The organism is Mesorhizobium sp. M0189 (assembly GCF_040322135.1).
Taxonomy (GTDB): domain Bacteria; phylum Pseudomonadota; class Alphaproteobacteria; order Rhizobiales; family Rhizobiaceae; genus Mesorhizobium.
Genome location: NZ_JAMYSW010000023.1, coordinates 56,462 through 70,675 on the forward strand (window position 1 = coordinate 56,462; position 14,214 = coordinate 70,675).

A 14,214-nucleotide genomic window follows, 5' to 3' on the forward strand; every position below is an offset into this window, starting at 1 on the left:
TCTTCTTTGCGATACTTCACAGGATGGTCGGTGTTGGAGTTAGAGATAACGCTCGATATGTCCGATTGGGTGAACGCATCTCTGGTATGCCACTTGCTGGGCTAAGAAATCGCCGCCACAATCGGCTTTCCTGGAATCTCGCTTGCCGGAGCGCGCAAATGACATGCCACGACGCGCCCATCACGCATCGGGATTACCTCTGGCATGCTAATCAGCCCTGTGAGCGACTTTCGCCGCGCGATTGGCTGCAACGCTTGCCCATAAACACCGTGCCAACATTGTCCCAGTACACTTTCTGCATCTTGCGAGCGAGTTTTTGCCGCTGCTCGACCGTGTCGACATCCGGCCATTTGGCTCGAAGAGCCTCATATTCGTCAAATTTTGGCCAGCCGTACCAACCCTGTTCGCCATTGGCGGGCATACCGAGGTTGGCATGGGGCTGGCTGCGCATTGAATCGGAGTCGGACGTGCAGAAGAGGCTCCAGCCGCCTTCTTCGACGGAAACCTTTTTTCTCGTCGTGCGGCAACTCCGCCCCAGTCGCTCGCGGCAAGCTCGGCATTGACGCCAATCTTGCGTAGCTCGGCCGCAAGGAATTGCGAGGCATCGCGCCCCTGCCCCCAGTCTGTTGGCTGCAGGATGACCACCGTCTCACCGGAATAGCCGCTCTCTTGGAACTGCTTGGCTTTTTCCGGATCGCCGCCCTTCTTGAACCATCCCGTATTCTCGTCGTTTGTATAAGGCGTATTGTTACCGAACCATGAAGTGATAGTCTTGAAATAATCGGGATTTCCAACTACCACCCGCATGAAAGCTTCCTGATCGACCAGGTGGAGCAATGCTTGGCAGGCCTTCACATTATTGAAGGGCTTCTGCAGACAATTCATGCGCCAGTAGAAATCTTGACCCGACGGGCCCAGAACTTCCAAAGCAAGATTTAGGATCGTTTTCAACTGCTGGGAAAAGATCGGACGGTGGCAGTTGAACGAAATCAATCTCACCCGCCTGCAGGGCGGCAATAGCGGTTTGAGGACCCCGAATATTTTCCCAGATGACTCGATCAACCTTGACGACCTTTCCACCAATCCGTCGGAGGCCTCCTTGAGAGGAATCCATTTTTTCGTTGCGATCGTAAGTCAAACTCGCGCCTGGCCTCGCAAGATCTTGGTTAAACTTAAACGGCCCCGACACAATGTTCGCGGTAACTTGCTCGGTTGCAGGTAGTTTTGCGCCCTGCTCGCGCATGATGTACAGATAAGGCGACGACGCCAATATCTCGATCAATATTCCCAAGCGCTCCTTGAGTACGGTCGAGAAGGTCTTGTCGTCTTTTCGAGATGTCTTTGGCGCGCTCCATCAGCAGTTGTCCACTAGGCGCTCTTTGGCCATCGGCGTATCGAGGCAACACAACCCGCTGCGGTGACGGGGGTGCCCTCATGCCAACTCAACCCGTCGCGGAGCTCAACGTGTAGGTCTTCTTGTCGTCCAAACGCCCCACTTTCCCACCACTTGCGACTGGGGCAGCAATTTGGAATCGGGCGCAAACAGCGTGTCATAGATCGCTAGGCCATGGTCTTGCGTCACGAGACGAGTTTATGAACGGATCGAAGGCGTTTGGAGGTCAGTATCCTTGACCATACGAACCGTGCCTGCCGCGTTTGGCGCCGCCTGCGCCCGCAGGACGGATGGGACCGATACAGCCGCCCCAGCAGCCAAGCCCGCCTTGATAAGCTCGCGTCTTGAAATTGTCATTTTCAAGTCCCCTTTTCAAACTGGTCGTTCGGATGACCTGCATCTTTGTTAGATGTACCGATCCGCTGGGCCGGCTGAATTTCGCGCTGACAGCAAGGGTCTTAGGCTCCCAGCAAATTGGATCAGTTCAGAGAGTTGAGAATTCCACCCGACTGGCAGCAAAAGGTTACTTCAAAACCTGGTCAGCTTTTCCGCATTTTCATGCTGCTCGTCCGCAGACATGGGTGGCATTTCGCGAAATTCCGCAGGATTTCTGCAGAAGGGCCAGTTGCGATCCAAGTGCAGTACGCCAGGTTCGCGTCCGACGGCGCGCTCATGCATCAGAAGACCGATGTCGGAGGCCTCATCAGGGCATGGCCGAACTTCAGCTTCGCGGCGCCTGGCATAGGCGTTGCAGAATCGGGAATAGAGCCCGCGCTGCACCTAGATCCGATTAGCCGCCAGGCAATCCTGGCCGGATGGGGCGAATTTTGCGTCCATGGCGATGTCGACGGCGCGGTCGTAGGGCAATCAAACCTCAGGGGGTGCTTCCGACGGCTTTGAGATTGGTTGCGGCAACAAAAAGGGAGTCCGCGTTGTGTTCGGTGTCGACTGCTGACCGTGAGGCCGTCGCTCATGTCGTAACCACCGAAGGCATCAAGAGGGATGTCCCGAACCTCGCCATCCCGCCGTCGAGAACCGCTTCGGTCGGATTAACACCCTTCCCAAACCCATCGAGTGGCGCACCGACAATGGTTCCTGCTTTATCGTAAAGGATACGAAATCGCTGCTGCGCGACATCGTTGTATAGCCCTGCTCGACCCGGTTCGCAGCCCCTCAGTCAAAATAGAACGGGCAAAGCCTTTGTCAAAGCCTTCAAACGCGATTACATTTGCATTCCTTCTTCCGTCTTGCGCACGATTTCTGCAACGAGATGGCATTTTGCGGTGAAAAGGCACCTCAACAACTGGAGCTGAAATGAAATACGATCGTATAGACGCCCGCATTCTGGAGATTGTGCAAAAGAATAACCGACTAACTTCTGAAGTAATCGGCGAAATGGCCGGGCTATCCGCTACTGCGTGTCAAAGAAGAATGAAAACCCTCCGTTCGGAAGGCATCATCGAGGCCGATGTCTCAATCGTTTCGCCGAAGGCGGTTGGAAGGCCTATTGGGATGTTTGTCCTTGTGAGCCTAGAGCGTGAGCGTGCAGATATAATTGATAGATTCAAGAAGGCCATCAAATCGTCACTTCAAATCGTCAATGGATTCTACGTTACAGGGGACGCCGACTTTGTTTTATACGTGACGGCACGTAGCATGGAAGATTACGAGCAATTCACCCAGAGGTTCTTCTATGAAATCCCCGACTTTAAGGGGGTTAAAACGATGGTGATAATTGACCGCGTAAAGGTGGGATTTGCTATACCGATCGAGGATCAGTTCGAGGAGTGACAGCGTCATGTTACGACACAGCTGTCGTTGAAACATGGCGCTGCTTCGGTTGCGAGCCTGCAACCAAATCCGGAGGCCAGGCGGTCAAATCACCTTGAACCGCTTTTAGGCGAGCCATCGAAAGTAGTAGACGCCAGTGTCGTTGTCAGTGCTTATGTGTGCTGGGACCGACGGCGCATGGACCCACCTGTGTTGCGCGTGCACGAGTCGTTCGAAGCGACAAGATACCGGCCCCCAAACATCTGTTCGAGGCCTATGCTCGTCTTGTGCCGACGATACGGCGGACGACCCAGCGCCGGACCGTCCCCGGGCCACTCATGGAAGGTGAAGGAAGTGAGCGATCGGGTTCCCGCGAATACGACGCGACGAACACTCTGCGCTACTATCGCTGTATCGGTGCGGATGGCTACCGTCTCAGCGGCCACGCCGTGTGCGACAAGCCGGCCGTGCGCGACGATCGTCTGGAAGAGCAGTGTGGATCAGGGTTCTTCCGCATATTTGGTGCAGGTTGCGGGATTCACGGCCGGTGCGAATAAGTTCACACAGTCGGAATCGCAGTCGACGCCGTGATTTGCCCGTGCTCCATGCCTTCCGCTCGCTGATTTCGCTCGAGCTTTCGATTGCCCAAATTCTCCCGCAGGCCGAGCGGGTGGTGCTTGTGGCCCGGCCGAAGGCGATGGACGGTCCATGTTGCGGCTGCCGAACCCGCCGCGTCCACAGTCACTACATGCGCCGGTTGGCCGATCTGCCGTGGCAGGGACGGGTTGTCGAAATCCAGCTTCACGCACGATGGTTTCGATGCGCCGATCACCAATGCCCGCGCCGGATCTTCACCGAGAGGCTTCCTGAGACGGTTCAACCGAAAGCTCGGCGCACGGTGCGGCTCGGCGAAAGCCAGCTGGCGATCGGCTTCGCGGTCGGCGGCGAGCCGGTTTCACGCCTGTCGGACAGGCTCGCCATGTCGGTGAGCGGCGACACACTGTTGCGGATGATCCGCGGCCGGGTTCGAGCCGCCGCAAGCGCCGCGTGTGGTCGGCATGGACGACTAGGCCTGGCGCAAGGGACAGCGCTACGGGACGATCATCTGCGATCTGGAGCGCAACCGCGTGCTGGATCTGTTGCCGGGTCGAAATGCCGACACGGTCGCATCATGGCTGGAACGCTATCCTGGCATCGAGATCATCGCTCGCGATCGTGCCGGCGTTTATGCTGAGGACGCCCGTCGCGGTGCGCCCCCCCGATGCAACGCAGGTCGCGGACCGTTGGCATCTTCTCCAGAACCTGGGCGAAGCGTTGCGTCTGGCCGTCGGTCGCCATCGCAAGGCGGTCAGCGCCGCGCTGGGCCGTGGCGTCCGAAATGGCCGGAAACGCTGAAACCGAGCCGGAACCACCGTAAGAGACTTCCACGAAGCTTGATGGCCTGCGCCGGTCGCGACACAACCAGCGCCGTGAACTCTATGCCGAGATCCTTGACCTGCGGGGTTCCGGCCTGTCGTCGCGACAGATCGCGCCCCGAATTGGGATGAACGTGAGAACTGTCGAACGCTGGCTTGCAGCGGGAGGTGAGCCCGAGCACCGGCGGCCGCCCTCGCGCTCCGTCCTCATGGATCCTTTTCGAGACTATCTGGAAAAGCGCTGGGAGGAAACCCAACACAACGGGCTGCAGCTGTGGACCGAAATCAAGTACCGTGGCTTTGAAGGCAGCCGGGCGACCGTCTACAGGTGCACCGCCGCCCGTAAGGAGCGGCCACCGATCGCTCCACCCAATTCGCGGTGGCGGCCGCCATCGCGCCGAAATTGTGCATGGCTGCTAAGCGAAGACCCGACATCTCTCGATGAGCAGACCGATCGGTTCCTTCCCATCTCCATGAAAATGCGCCGGAGCTTTCGATCGCAGGCGAACTCGCCCGCCGTTTTGCTGCAGTGATACGCGGCGACGATGATGCCGGCCTCGAGCAATGATCTCTGATGCCAGGGACAGTGAACTGGCCTCCCTTGCAGCAGGCATCGGCCGTGACATTGAGGCTGTCCGCGCGGCAATCACCCAGCCCTGGAGCACAAGCCCGGTCGAAGGCCAGATCAACCGCCTCAAGACGATCAAACGCCAGATATACGGGCGCGCCGCCTATCCACTCCTCCGGACCCGACTGCTGGCAGCCGCTTGACCCAACCGGAAAAAGGGACACCCGAAAAAAAGTAGTCCCTGCACCAAATATGCGGAAGAACCCAATTCTGATGAGAAGCCGTATTGCCTCACCGTGGAATGCTCCCGCCCGACATTGTCCGGTGCCTCATGATAATGTTCCCCACGACTGGGATCCGGATCAATTCGTCATCGGCTCGAGTGCCGGCTCGAACTGCATCGCACCGAATACCATTGCGTAGGCCTTTTCCTTTCGCCAGATCTTCAAGCGGCACTGCAACGTGCGCAGCAACTGATCGGGATATTGCCCCGGACGCTCCGCCTGCAGACGCTCCAGCAATTCGCGGCTCGTCCGCCAGGGCTCTTCGTCAAACCACGCTTGCAGTTCTTTGGTGACGAGGACGAAGGGATCCGGTCGCCGACGGCCCCGTTTTGCTTCGGCTTGGCTTGCGCGGTTGGGCGGATTTCACCCTCCTTCCAAGCCGTCCGCAGGTCCGCAGGAACCGGTCGAGAGACGGATCGGCGGCCACAACCGATGGCGTGCCGGACCTGTCGGCGATGTCGACGAGGCACTGCTGCGCCATCCGCGTCTTGCTCAGCAACCGGACAGGGTCCAGCCGCATATGTCTGCGCGAGTGCGGCGCGAACCGGTTCCGGCGTCCGCGGATCCGCCAGCAATCGTTGGCAGGGCGTCGCCGGGCGATGATAAACGCTTGCGCACGCGGGCGCCGTCCCGCTCCTTTGCGGCCAGCTTGAACGAGGGCTGGAAGAAGTTCTCGAACAGCCGCACCGTCGCATAGAGCTGCGCCAGGACTGCGGCGGCTTCAAGCCCCTCCAGCCGGCGATGGCCGACGATGCGGCGCACCACGGCACCGTTCTTCTGCTCGACAAAAGCCTGATCATTCTTGCGGTACGGCCGGCAGCGCGTGAACGCGATACCGGCCTCCTGACAATAATCGTGCACCGTCTCGTTCAGGAACACGCTGATTGTCGGTGTCGAAGCAGAGAAGGTCGAACGGCAGCAGCAGCCGCAATTCCGTCAGCACCTCGCTCAGCAGCTTCTGCTCGCGGACCAGCAAAGGCACGCATTCCGTCCATCCGCTCGCAAGGTCGGTGAGAACCAGCGTCTGCACAAAGCTGCCGCTCGTCACCGGGCCGCTGTGCGCCACCAGGTCGGCCTCCACAAAGCCACACAAATGCGGGGAGCAAATGAGACGAGGCAACGGCTTAACATCCAGGAACAATTCAGGCGAGGCAAAGCGCCCCTCGCAGCTTCATTGTCGCGCCGCACCAATGACGATGGGGTCATCGGGCACGAGCCGTTCGACCACATAGGCCCAGCAATCGCCAGGCAACGGCACGGGGGCTCCAGCAGGCTCGGTTGAGGATCTGATGATAGCTTGCAAAGTTGGCGGCCTCGGCCCGGCCGGTCATGCGCAGGCAGGAGCTGACGGTCCGCTTGCCCGGCGCCAGCAAAGCTCCCATGACCAGAACAAGGACCCCCAACTGGGCGCTGTGAAGCAGGTGCGCACGCTTGGAGCCACTGGCGCAGAATCTGCGGAATGGCATCGCCGACAGCGGCGCTGGGATGGTGCAGCATCCCACGCTTCGAATTCCGGCCAGAACGTGACCGTGCGGCAAAGTGAATCAGGCCCGCCCGGGGACGCGGCAGCTATGACTGCACAATGGAAAAGGACGACATGGCCCTGCGCATCGAAGCGCTCGACGAGGCCAATGGTGGCGGCGTTGGCTGGTACAAGGACAAAGGTGCCTACCCCTGTGCCTGCTGGCAACCGAGGTGCCGATCGCCCGTCTCAAGCCGACCGGCAGATGCGATGAGGTCAGGATCGCCTACTGGTCACACCGGCGAAAATGGGAAGACATTCAAACTCGAGCTAAGATACTGTGTCGATGACCAGTATGTATCGCCCCTAAAGACAGCGCCGCACCACATTCTCCAACAGTTTCGAGATGTTGTTGTTAAAGTCATTCACCGGCAGGCTTCCGCAAAACAATATTGAACCAGTAGAAAATACAAAATTCCCGTGTGCCTTAGGTATGAAACAGATATCGGCTCTGATTTGTGACGACTGCCATGCAAGCGGCTGCGGCCAAACTATCTTTTCCGGAGCGCAGTGGTAATCACCCAAATACTCCTCGGATTGCGCAAGGACGACCGTATTAGGTGGCGTGCCTAAGGACGTGTCGACAATGTCCAGTTCGAACCCAGCAGCTCCCCCGCCGGAAAATCCAAAATCGCCGAGGATCGCGTCATCCACGCCTTCAAACAGCCATGCGTATTGCGGATCGTAAGAGGCGTCCGTACGACGATAGAAGGAGCCGGTGAAGTCTCCGTGAGCCGACAGGCCAACCCCGACGAGCCGCTGCGGAGGCCTGTCATTCTTGAGCCAAAGGCCACCATAGCGGCCGTCGAAAGCATGGAAGTACTCCCCGGGTTCTGCCTCCCACGATCTGACGCCGGATTCGCCGCGTCGAACCTCTATCGCGTCGGGGTAAGCTTCGTCGGTGGCTATCCGCCAGTAGAACCCATTACCCCCCAAATAAGCGAGGCTACCGCCACCGGTTACGAAGCTTTCGATTGCGTCAAGGGTGCGAGCCGTGTGGTATTCCGGGTGCGTCACCGTAAGCACCAACGCATACTCTTCAAGTGCCTTATTTCCCTCGGCCTCAAGGTCATGATCCGTGATGACGTCGACTGCAATATCCTTTGCCGCAAACCACGCGATCAGATGCATGTCGGCGGGGAAATGGCGCAGCCCTGATCCACGTTTGTCGACGTAAGCAAAGTAACCGGGTCGCATAAGAAGCTGCGGTCGTAACGCGGAGCTGAACATGACGCCGCTGCCATCGGCATGAAGATCGTAGAGCGACAGACCGAACTCGGGGTACTCCGCCGGATGGTATGGATAGGCGCCCCAATTGTTGCGTCGTTCGATGTAGGCAGCGTCGAAATTGCCGCGCGGATTCTGTGCGTAGGCAACATAGGTAAATGTTGAGAATAGAACTGCGACTTTTGCCTTAGCGGCATTTCGGGCCGGGCGTACAAAGAACGGTATAATGTCCTCAGCATTCTCGCATTTCAACCGAATACCATACACTCCGCTAGGAAGGTCTTGCGGTATATTGAAGCCGAAATCTGTCACCCACGCGCAATCGTAAAGGTCGTCCTCGTGGAAATGAACTGCTGCATATTCGTCGATCGCGTGCCTCCAGCACATTTCCTCCCCGGACCACCGCGAGCCCCGCACGGCTCGTGCCGGCAAATTGTGAAAGGTTCCGTCGAGGCGCAAGGGGCCTCTGTCGCGGATGTTCGATGTGGAAACATCGATACCGAAATCCCAGAAAGCGAGAATTTCCTCTTCCGGCACATGAGCGTCGATAAGACGCTCGACCAACTGCGCTCCTCGCAATAATCGCGGGGCTTCGAGGCGCCCGTTGAAAAACGAAGTGAATACCTGTGGATCTCCCAGTTGGGGCGTCGCGGCTAACACCAGTTTCGAAAAGGCATCATCACCTGTAAGGTGCCCTGTCCGAACCTCAAAGGATCGTGATCCTGTCTCGACAGTATATCCAACCAGATGTAGACCGCGTTCGGAAATCGCGAGGCGCAACTCGTACCAACGGCCGATTTCAAACGCAAAGGGGACTGCGCTCGTCTTGCCAAATATCTCCAGCTGCAAGCCATCCTTCTGAAGGCCAATCGAAACTACGTCCCCTGATGAGGTGACGAAGGAGAACAGAACCTGATGCGAATCGCGCAGAAGCCGCGGCTGGAACCGAATTGAAAACGTAGCGTCCGCAGTAATGTTTGCGTTGCGGAGGAGAATGATGCCGTACGATCCCGGCCGCGAAGGCTTCGCGACTGATCGGTAGGTGCCTTCGAAGGCCGCCGGGACCTCGCGAAGATCTATGCCTGGTCCGTCTGGATTCGGGTCAGCTGAAAAGATGCGAACGAGATCGGCAACGTAGTCGCTGGAAAAATCGCTCGACACTTTGACTTTGATGTTTTCGCCAGCAGATGCAGAAAGCCTATCAGTATAGCCGATTAGCATGCGCTTATTCTCCTCAGCGAGATCGCTGGTCACGTGGTTTCCGTCAATGTAAGTTCGCCGCCCTAGGAAAGGCGATGAATTGATGCTCGTGTATTAGCGCTCGACCCCGACTCCCTTACATCGTCTCCCCGCCTACATAAGTTGGTATGTAGCCTGCTGCGCCGACGGTCGTGGTGAAATTCAAACTCAAGCACCGCACAAACCAAGCCTATTGGCATCTGCTGATAAGCTTCGTAAACTGCCAGGACAAATTCTGTTTGTGCGTCGTGACCGGCTATGAACTTGCTTACGCATGTATCCTAGCAAGCGCTGCAGAGTTTTCTGCGTCCAAATTCACGTCCTATCCGCAGGAAATCGGCCATTTTATGCGCGTTTTGCACATTCTTACCGGTCGGGTCCCTACAGGTGGTGTAGCTCGGCGGCAGCGAAGCCGCTCGCGAGCGCGCCCTCGATAGCGCTGTAGCGAGCGAGCGGCTTTGCGGCGGTCATCGACAGTTCGCCGGTAAGGTCGGGTTGCTGACACCAACCTGATTCGAAGGAACCATCGATGACCGACGACATGATGAACCTGCGCGCGCTCGTGGAGAAGACTCCGGATCGTGCTGGCCCATGCCGGCAAGAGCGGGCGCCGCGTCGTCTCCGCTTTCATCGCCACCGCCTTCGCCCAGGAAACGCCCGAGGCCGCAAGCACGCAATGGCGCGCCGTCGCCGACCAGATCCGGCCGAAGGTGCCGAAGCTGGCGACAATCATGGACGACGCCGAGCCCGACGTGCTTGCCTACATGACTTCCCCAAGGAGCACCGCGCCAAGCTGCACTCGACGGATGACATCGACAAGCCTGATTTCGACTTTTTCGATTCCTGTTGCGTTTCTTTGTTCGGCTCAGGTGAGCCTGTTTCTTCGTCCCGGCCCACAGGATTTCCCATGCGAGCGTGTCGAGACGCAGTCAAGGCTGGCCGGTGCGATGGCGCCGCGGCCGGCTGCGAGGTTTCCAGGCCACGCCTTGACGGCGTCGAGCACGGCGCCATTCTGGAGCGGACCGAGGGCGTAGGTCGTGCCGCCAGATTTCCTTGTGCTATATTTGTCCGGCACGGACGACCACGTGGCAAAGAGTGGTGCGAGAGGATGAGAGTGCCGCCACGCAGCCGTTATAGTCGTTCCTCGTTTGTGGCGTCCGTGCGCCGCTTCGGCCCGCGTGACCGCCAATGCCGAACCATTAGCTCGTAGGCACGTTCGGCATTCTCGGCCGCGGCTTTCTCGCTGTTTCGCAACTCCTTCACGTTGTAGGCGTAAGCCGAACCGCGGCGACCGACACCGCGCTCGCCCGGCGCGCCGGCCTTGAGAGCGAGCTGCCTCTGCTTTGCCGCCACCAGCGCCGGGCGAGCCCAGAAGTAGTCCTGCTCCTTTGTCAGCAGATGCCAGATCAGCACGGCGAGCTTGCGGGCGACCGCCACAGCTGCGACCTGATGACCACGCTTGTTACGGATGCGTAGGAAGAAGGCCCTGAGCGGTCCGGGCGCCTTCGCCGCCGCCCAGGCGGCCTCGACCAGCATGGCGCGGGCATGGGAACGCCCATGTTTGCTGATCCGGCCATATTGCGCCAAGCCAAGACCGGATTGGCGCACACGCGGATTGAGCCGAAGTAGCTCACCAGCTTCTGCGGCTCGCGGAACCGCCGGATCTCGCCGACCGCGGCGATGATACCGCTCGCGACGATGACATTGACGCCGGTGATCGTCTGAAGCCGCCGGACTTGCGCATCATCAACCGCTTCCCGGGCGATGTCGCGATCGAGGTCAGCCAGATCCTCGGCCAGGCGATCGATCTCGCGGATGTGGCGGGCGATAGCGGCCCGCTCGTCGTCGGGAAGCACCTGCCGCTCGAGCCAGGCGCGACCGCGATTGTTGAACAGATCGGCATGCGGGCACTTCGGCACGAGGTGCGCCTGCAGGATGCCATGCACCTCGTTCTTCACTCGCGTGCGATGCCGCACGACCTGGTTGCGCCGGGCGACGAGGCGGCGAAGCCGCTCAGTCCGCTCATCGGGAACCCAGACCTCCGGCAGAAAGCCGCTGGCATGGAGTTGCGCCAGAACGCCGGCATCGATCTTGTCGGTCTTGATCCTGGCATGAGCGATCACCTTCACCTGCATCGGGTTGGCGACAATCACCCGGCCGACATAGGGCGACAGACCCCGCACCGCCGCCATGGCGTTGCCCGTGGCCTCGACGACAACCTCATCCATCCGTCGCAAACTGCGGCCGAACCCTTCCAGTCCCGAGCGGGTCATGTCGACCCGTCCGTGATGGCGCAGCCGGCCGTCTTCCCAAACCACCACCTCCGCAAAGGTGCGGTGGATGTCCATTCCAATCACACGTCTCATCGGCTCCCTCTCCTCAACAATCGGGAGCCGGCGGGCGACGCGACACCTACGGATCCGCGCTCTCGGCGCAACCGGGCAGGTCGCAGGGGCGGCCAGCTACTAACGCGAGCTCGCAGCTCATCGAATACATCGGCCTGCCCGCACTTGGCGTGCTCCCGGTGCCCCTGTCCCGGATGGTCGCACCATACGCCGAAAATCGCTCATCTCCAGCGTGGATCGGATGGCACCGTCATGATCATACCGGTTACCAACCCGATCGAGCGCCTCAACGGCGAGATCAAGCGGCGCACCGAGGTCATCGGCATCTTCCCAAATGATGACGCCATCCTCCGCCTGGTTGGCGCGATCTTGCTCGAACAGAACAACGAATGGGCCGTGCAGCGCGCCAGATACATGACGCTGGAAACCATCAGCCAAATGAGCGATGATCCGCTCATCAGCCTGCCAGCCGTGGCACGCTGAGCAGCCCGGCCCCCATGCCGGAGAGCGCGGCGACCAAGCCGTCAGCTACACCACTCCCTGGGACACGATCTTCTTACCAAACGATTTAGAATTGACCGCCTGCCGTTGTAGATCTCGCGATGTCGGCAAAGAGTCGATCGTCCGCGGGGATTCGCGCGAAGAAGGTCCGCGGTCTGGCTTGGTCAACCTGCGATATGCGAAGCGTCGCATGTGCCAAGAAATCCTGCACAGACAACTGTGAAATAGCTGTCCGAGATGCCCGTGCCGGCACGATTACTGCATTGCCGCCGTGGCGAACTATTCCCACGGCGACGCCATTTCGCTGCATGCTGAACTTGCCGACGCTGCGTATCGTTTTGGCCCCGGCCGCCCGCCAGACACATCTCAACACCCCCAGAATCATCGATATCGCGCAGCGCTCCGGTGTCGACGCGATACACCCAGGATATGGCTCCTGTCGGAACGTGCCGAATTTGCCAAGGCGGTAGTCGACGCGGGCCTCATCTGGGTGGGTCCAAAGTCATCACGGCCGAGGGTTGCTCGGATGGGCCAAGCCGATCCTCACGCACGGAGGACGAGCCATGGGAGAGTATAGCGAAGCATTTGTCGCGTTTGATGTAGCAAGAAAAGCATGCGGTGGCGATCGCCGAGGGCGACCGCATGGGCGAAGTCCGGTGAGGTCGAGAATAGGCCGGCAGCAATAGAGCGGACGATCAAGAAGCTGGGAAGAAAGTATGATCGACTGCACGTCTGCTTCGAGGCTGGGCCGACGGGTTATGGGTTGTGCCGGCAGGTCAGCGATCTTGGTCACGACTGCATGGTGGTTGCGCCGGCCCTGATCCCGAAGCGGCCGGGCGAGCGCGTCAAGACCAACCGGCGGGGCGCGGTCACGCTGGCGCGACTGCATCGGGCGGGCGAACTGATCGGGGTGTGAGTGCCGGACGTGGTGCACGAGGCTGTCCGCGATCTGGTCCGGGCCCGCGAAGCCGGAGCCGACGACCTGCGCCGCAAACGCCAGCAACTGCTCTCATTCCTTCTGCGCCATGGGCGGATCTACCAGAACGGCGGTCATTGGACATTAGCGCACCGGCGCTGGCTTGCCCGACAGAACTTCGAGCATATCGCGCAGCAGATCGTGTTCCAGGAGAAGATCGACGCGATCGAGGACGCGGCTCAGCGACTACACCGCCTGGATGAGCAGTTGCGCGCCGTCGTGCCAACTTGGTCCATGGCGCGAGTCGTTGAGGCCTATCAGGCCATGCGGCGCCTCGTTCCTGGTCGCAGTGATATTTGCGGCCGAGATTGGGGATGTGCGTCGCTTCGATACGCCGCCGCAGTTGATGGCCTTTCTCGGCCTTGTCCCGGGGGAGCGCTCGACCGGTGACACGGTTCGCCGGTCGAGCCTTACGCTCGCCGGCAATCGACGCGCCCGCCGCGCCCTGGTCGAAGCGGCAAGGACTTACCGCTATCCTGCCAGGGTCAGTGAGACCCTGAGGGTGCGGCTCGAGGGCTGCCCAAGGCCGTCCGCGATATCTGCCTGGAAGGGGCAGCTCCGGCTCTGCGCCCGCTATCGTCGCCTCAGCGCGCCGGCAAGAAGCCGCCGGTGGTCGTGGCTGCGATCGCACGCGAGATGGCCGCCTTCTTATGGGCCATCGGCCGGGAGGTCGCGCCGTCATAGCCGGTCTCGACCCAACCCGCTGCACAGTGTTGGGGGTGGGGCCACGGTGGGGAACTCCCGTCGCTAGTACTACAGTTGCGGATGTCGATGCCGTTTGTAGTGACAGATGGTGGCCGCGGCCTGATGTCGTCGTCGCCATAGCGACCAGGCGATGATGAAGGGCTTTTGTGTCGGTGGGAAGATGAGAATCCGGGCGAGGAGATAGCGGATCTCGGGGACGCTCGGGACGAGCGCAGCCATCCGGATCAGGCGGCGATTGGCTCCTTTGGACTCGTTTCGTTCGGTTTGCT

The 14,214-nt window shown here is 59.8% G+C and carries 9 protein-coding genes and 9 pseudogenes; 9 read left to right on the top strand and 9 right to left on the bottom strand.

Annotation, left to right across the window (positions count from 1 at the left end; translation table 11 throughout):
- Nucleotides 1-207 precede the first annotated feature (207 nt).
- From NKJ09_RS28545 to NKJ09_RS28560, 3 genes and pseudogenes are all read right to left on the bottom strand, one after another.
- Nucleotides 208-1,291, bottom strand: a pseudogene (locus NKJ09_RS28545) (ABC transporter substrate-binding protein).
- A gap of 300 nt (nt 1,292-1,591) precedes the next feature.
- Nucleotides 1,592-1,750, bottom strand: a complete 159-nt coding sequence (locus tag NKJ09_RS28555) for a twin-arginine translocation signal domain-containing protein (protein ID WP_352764231.1) — start codon at nt 1,748-1,750, stop codon at nt 1,592-1,594.
- Nucleotides 1,751-2,053: 303 nt separating this feature from the next.
- Nucleotides 2,054-2,251, bottom strand: a pseudogene (locus tag NKJ09_RS28560) (aldehyde dehydrogenase family protein); the annotation flags it as partial.
- On the opposite strand from NKJ09_RS28560, the pseudogene NKJ09_RS28565 reads away from it, so the two are divergent.
- Nucleotides 2,252-2,658 (top strand): annotated as a pseudogene (locus NKJ09_RS28565) (transposase family protein); the annotation flags it as partial.
- A 49-nt stretch (nt 2,659-2,707) separates the two neighbouring features.
- Nucleotides 2,708-3,184 carry an Lrp/AsnC family transcriptional regulator gene (locus tag NKJ09_RS28570; RefSeq protein ID WP_352764233.1) on the top strand — a complete coding sequence of 159 codons (477 nt, stop codon included), beginning with the start codon at nt 2,708-2,710 and terminating at the stop codon, nt 3,182-3,184.
- Nucleotides 3,185-3,722: 538 nt separating this feature from the next.
- On the opposite strand, the gene NKJ09_RS28575 is transcribed toward NKJ09_RS28570, so the two are convergent.
- On the bottom strand, nt 3,723-4,043 hold the full coding sequence (locus NKJ09_RS28575; protein WP_352764259.1) for a hypothetical protein: 321 nt from the start codon (nt 4,041-4,043) through the stop codon (nt 3,723-3,725).
- Between NKJ09_RS28575 and NKJ09_RS28580 the strand changes: the two genes are divergently transcribed.
- A complete protein-coding gene (locus tag NKJ09_RS28580) occupies nt 3,930-4,397 on the top strand; it encodes a hypothetical protein (RefSeq protein ID WP_352764254.1) in 468 nt (155 codons plus the stop codon). The two genes, NKJ09_RS28575 and NKJ09_RS28580, sit on opposite strands and share 114 nt — an antisense overlap.
- Before the next feature lie 745 nt (nt 4,398-5,142).
- Nucleotides 5,143-5,349, top strand: coding sequence for a hypothetical protein (locus NKJ09_RS28590; protein WP_502901823.1), 207 nt, complete (start codon nt 5,143-5,145; stop codon nt 5,347-5,349).
- A 159-nt stretch (nt 5,350-5,508) separates the two neighbouring features.
- Here the strand turns inward: NKJ09_RS28590 and NKJ09_RS28595 are convergent.
- From NKJ09_RS28595 to NKJ09_RS28605, 3 genes and pseudogenes are all read right to left on the bottom strand, one after another.
- Nucleotides 5,509-6,517: pseudogene (locus NKJ09_RS28595) on the bottom strand (transposase); the annotation flags it as partial.
- A 741-nt stretch (nt 6,518-7,258) separates the two neighbouring features.
- A complete protein-coding gene (locus NKJ09_RS28600) occupies nt 7,259-9,433 on the bottom strand; it encodes a N,N-dimethylformamidase beta subunit family domain-containing protein (RefSeq protein WP_352764238.1) in 2,175 nt (724 codons plus the stop codon).
- Between the two features lie 366 nt (nt 9,434-9,799).
- On the bottom strand, nt 9,800-9,961 hold the full coding sequence (locus NKJ09_RS28605) for a hypothetical protein (RefSeq protein ID WP_352764240.1): 162 nt from the start codon (nt 9,959-9,961) through the stop codon (nt 9,800-9,802).
- Nucleotides 9,962-9,978: 17 nt separating this feature from the next.
- Here NKJ09_RS28605 and NKJ09_RS28610 point away from each other — a divergent pair.
- A pseudogene (locus NKJ09_RS28610) lies at nt 9,979-10,238 on the top strand (transposase); the annotation flags it as partial.
- A gap of 311 nt (nt 10,239-10,549) precedes the next feature.
- On the opposite strand, the pseudogene NKJ09_RS28615 reads toward NKJ09_RS28610, so the two are convergent.
- Nucleotides 10,550-11,766 (bottom strand): annotated as a pseudogene (locus NKJ09_RS28615) (IS110 family RNA-guided transposase).
- A 264-nt stretch (nt 11,767-12,030) separates the two neighbouring features.
- Here NKJ09_RS28615 and NKJ09_RS28620 point away from each other — a divergent pair.
- From NKJ09_RS28620 to NKJ09_RS28635, 4 genes and pseudogenes are all read left to right on the top strand, one after another.
- Nucleotides 12,031-12,246 (top strand): annotated as a pseudogene (locus NKJ09_RS28620) (transposase); the annotation flags it as partial.
- A gap of 194 nt (nt 12,247-12,440) precedes the next feature.
- Nucleotides 12,441-12,665 (top strand): annotated as a pseudogene (locus NKJ09_RS28625) (hypothetical protein); the annotation flags it as partial.
- Nucleotides 12,569-12,841 carry a biotin carboxylase N-terminal domain-containing protein gene (locus tag NKJ09_RS28630; RefSeq protein ID WP_352764257.1) on the top strand — a complete coding sequence of 91 codons (273 nt, stop codon included), beginning with the start codon at nt 12,569-12,571 and terminating at the stop codon, nt 12,839-12,841. The pseudogene NKJ09_RS28625 and the gene NKJ09_RS28630, both read left to right, overlap by 97 nt.
- Nucleotides 12,828-13,924 (top strand): annotated as a pseudogene (locus tag NKJ09_RS28635) (IS110 family RNA-guided transposase). Before NKJ09_RS28630 ends, NKJ09_RS28635 begins: the two are co-directional and overlap by 14 nt.
- A 69-nt stretch (nt 13,925-13,993) precedes the next feature.
- On the opposite strand, the gene NKJ09_RS28640 reads toward NKJ09_RS28635, so the two are convergent.
- Nucleotides 13,994-14,214 (bottom strand): hypothetical protein (locus NKJ09_RS28640; protein ID WP_352764242.1); only part of this gene is annotated, 221 nt, incomplete at its 5' end.

Coding starts and splice junctions, on each gene's coding strand:
- NKJ09_RS28555 (WP_352764231.1), bottom strand. CDS start 1,750: ATGACAATTTCAAGACGCGAGCTTATCAAGGCGGGCTTGGCTGCTGGG.
- NKJ09_RS28570 (WP_352764233.1), top strand. CDS start 2,708: ATGAAATACGATCGTATAGACGCCCGCATTCTGGAGATTGTGCAAAAG.
- NKJ09_RS28590 (WP_502901823.1), top strand. CDS start 5,143: ATGATCTCTGATGCCAGGGACAGTGAACTGGCCTCCCTTGCAGCAGGC.
- NKJ09_RS28605 (WP_352764240.1), bottom strand. CDS start 9,961: ATGTCGTCGGTCATCGATGGTTCCTTCGAATCAGGTTGGTGTCAGCAA.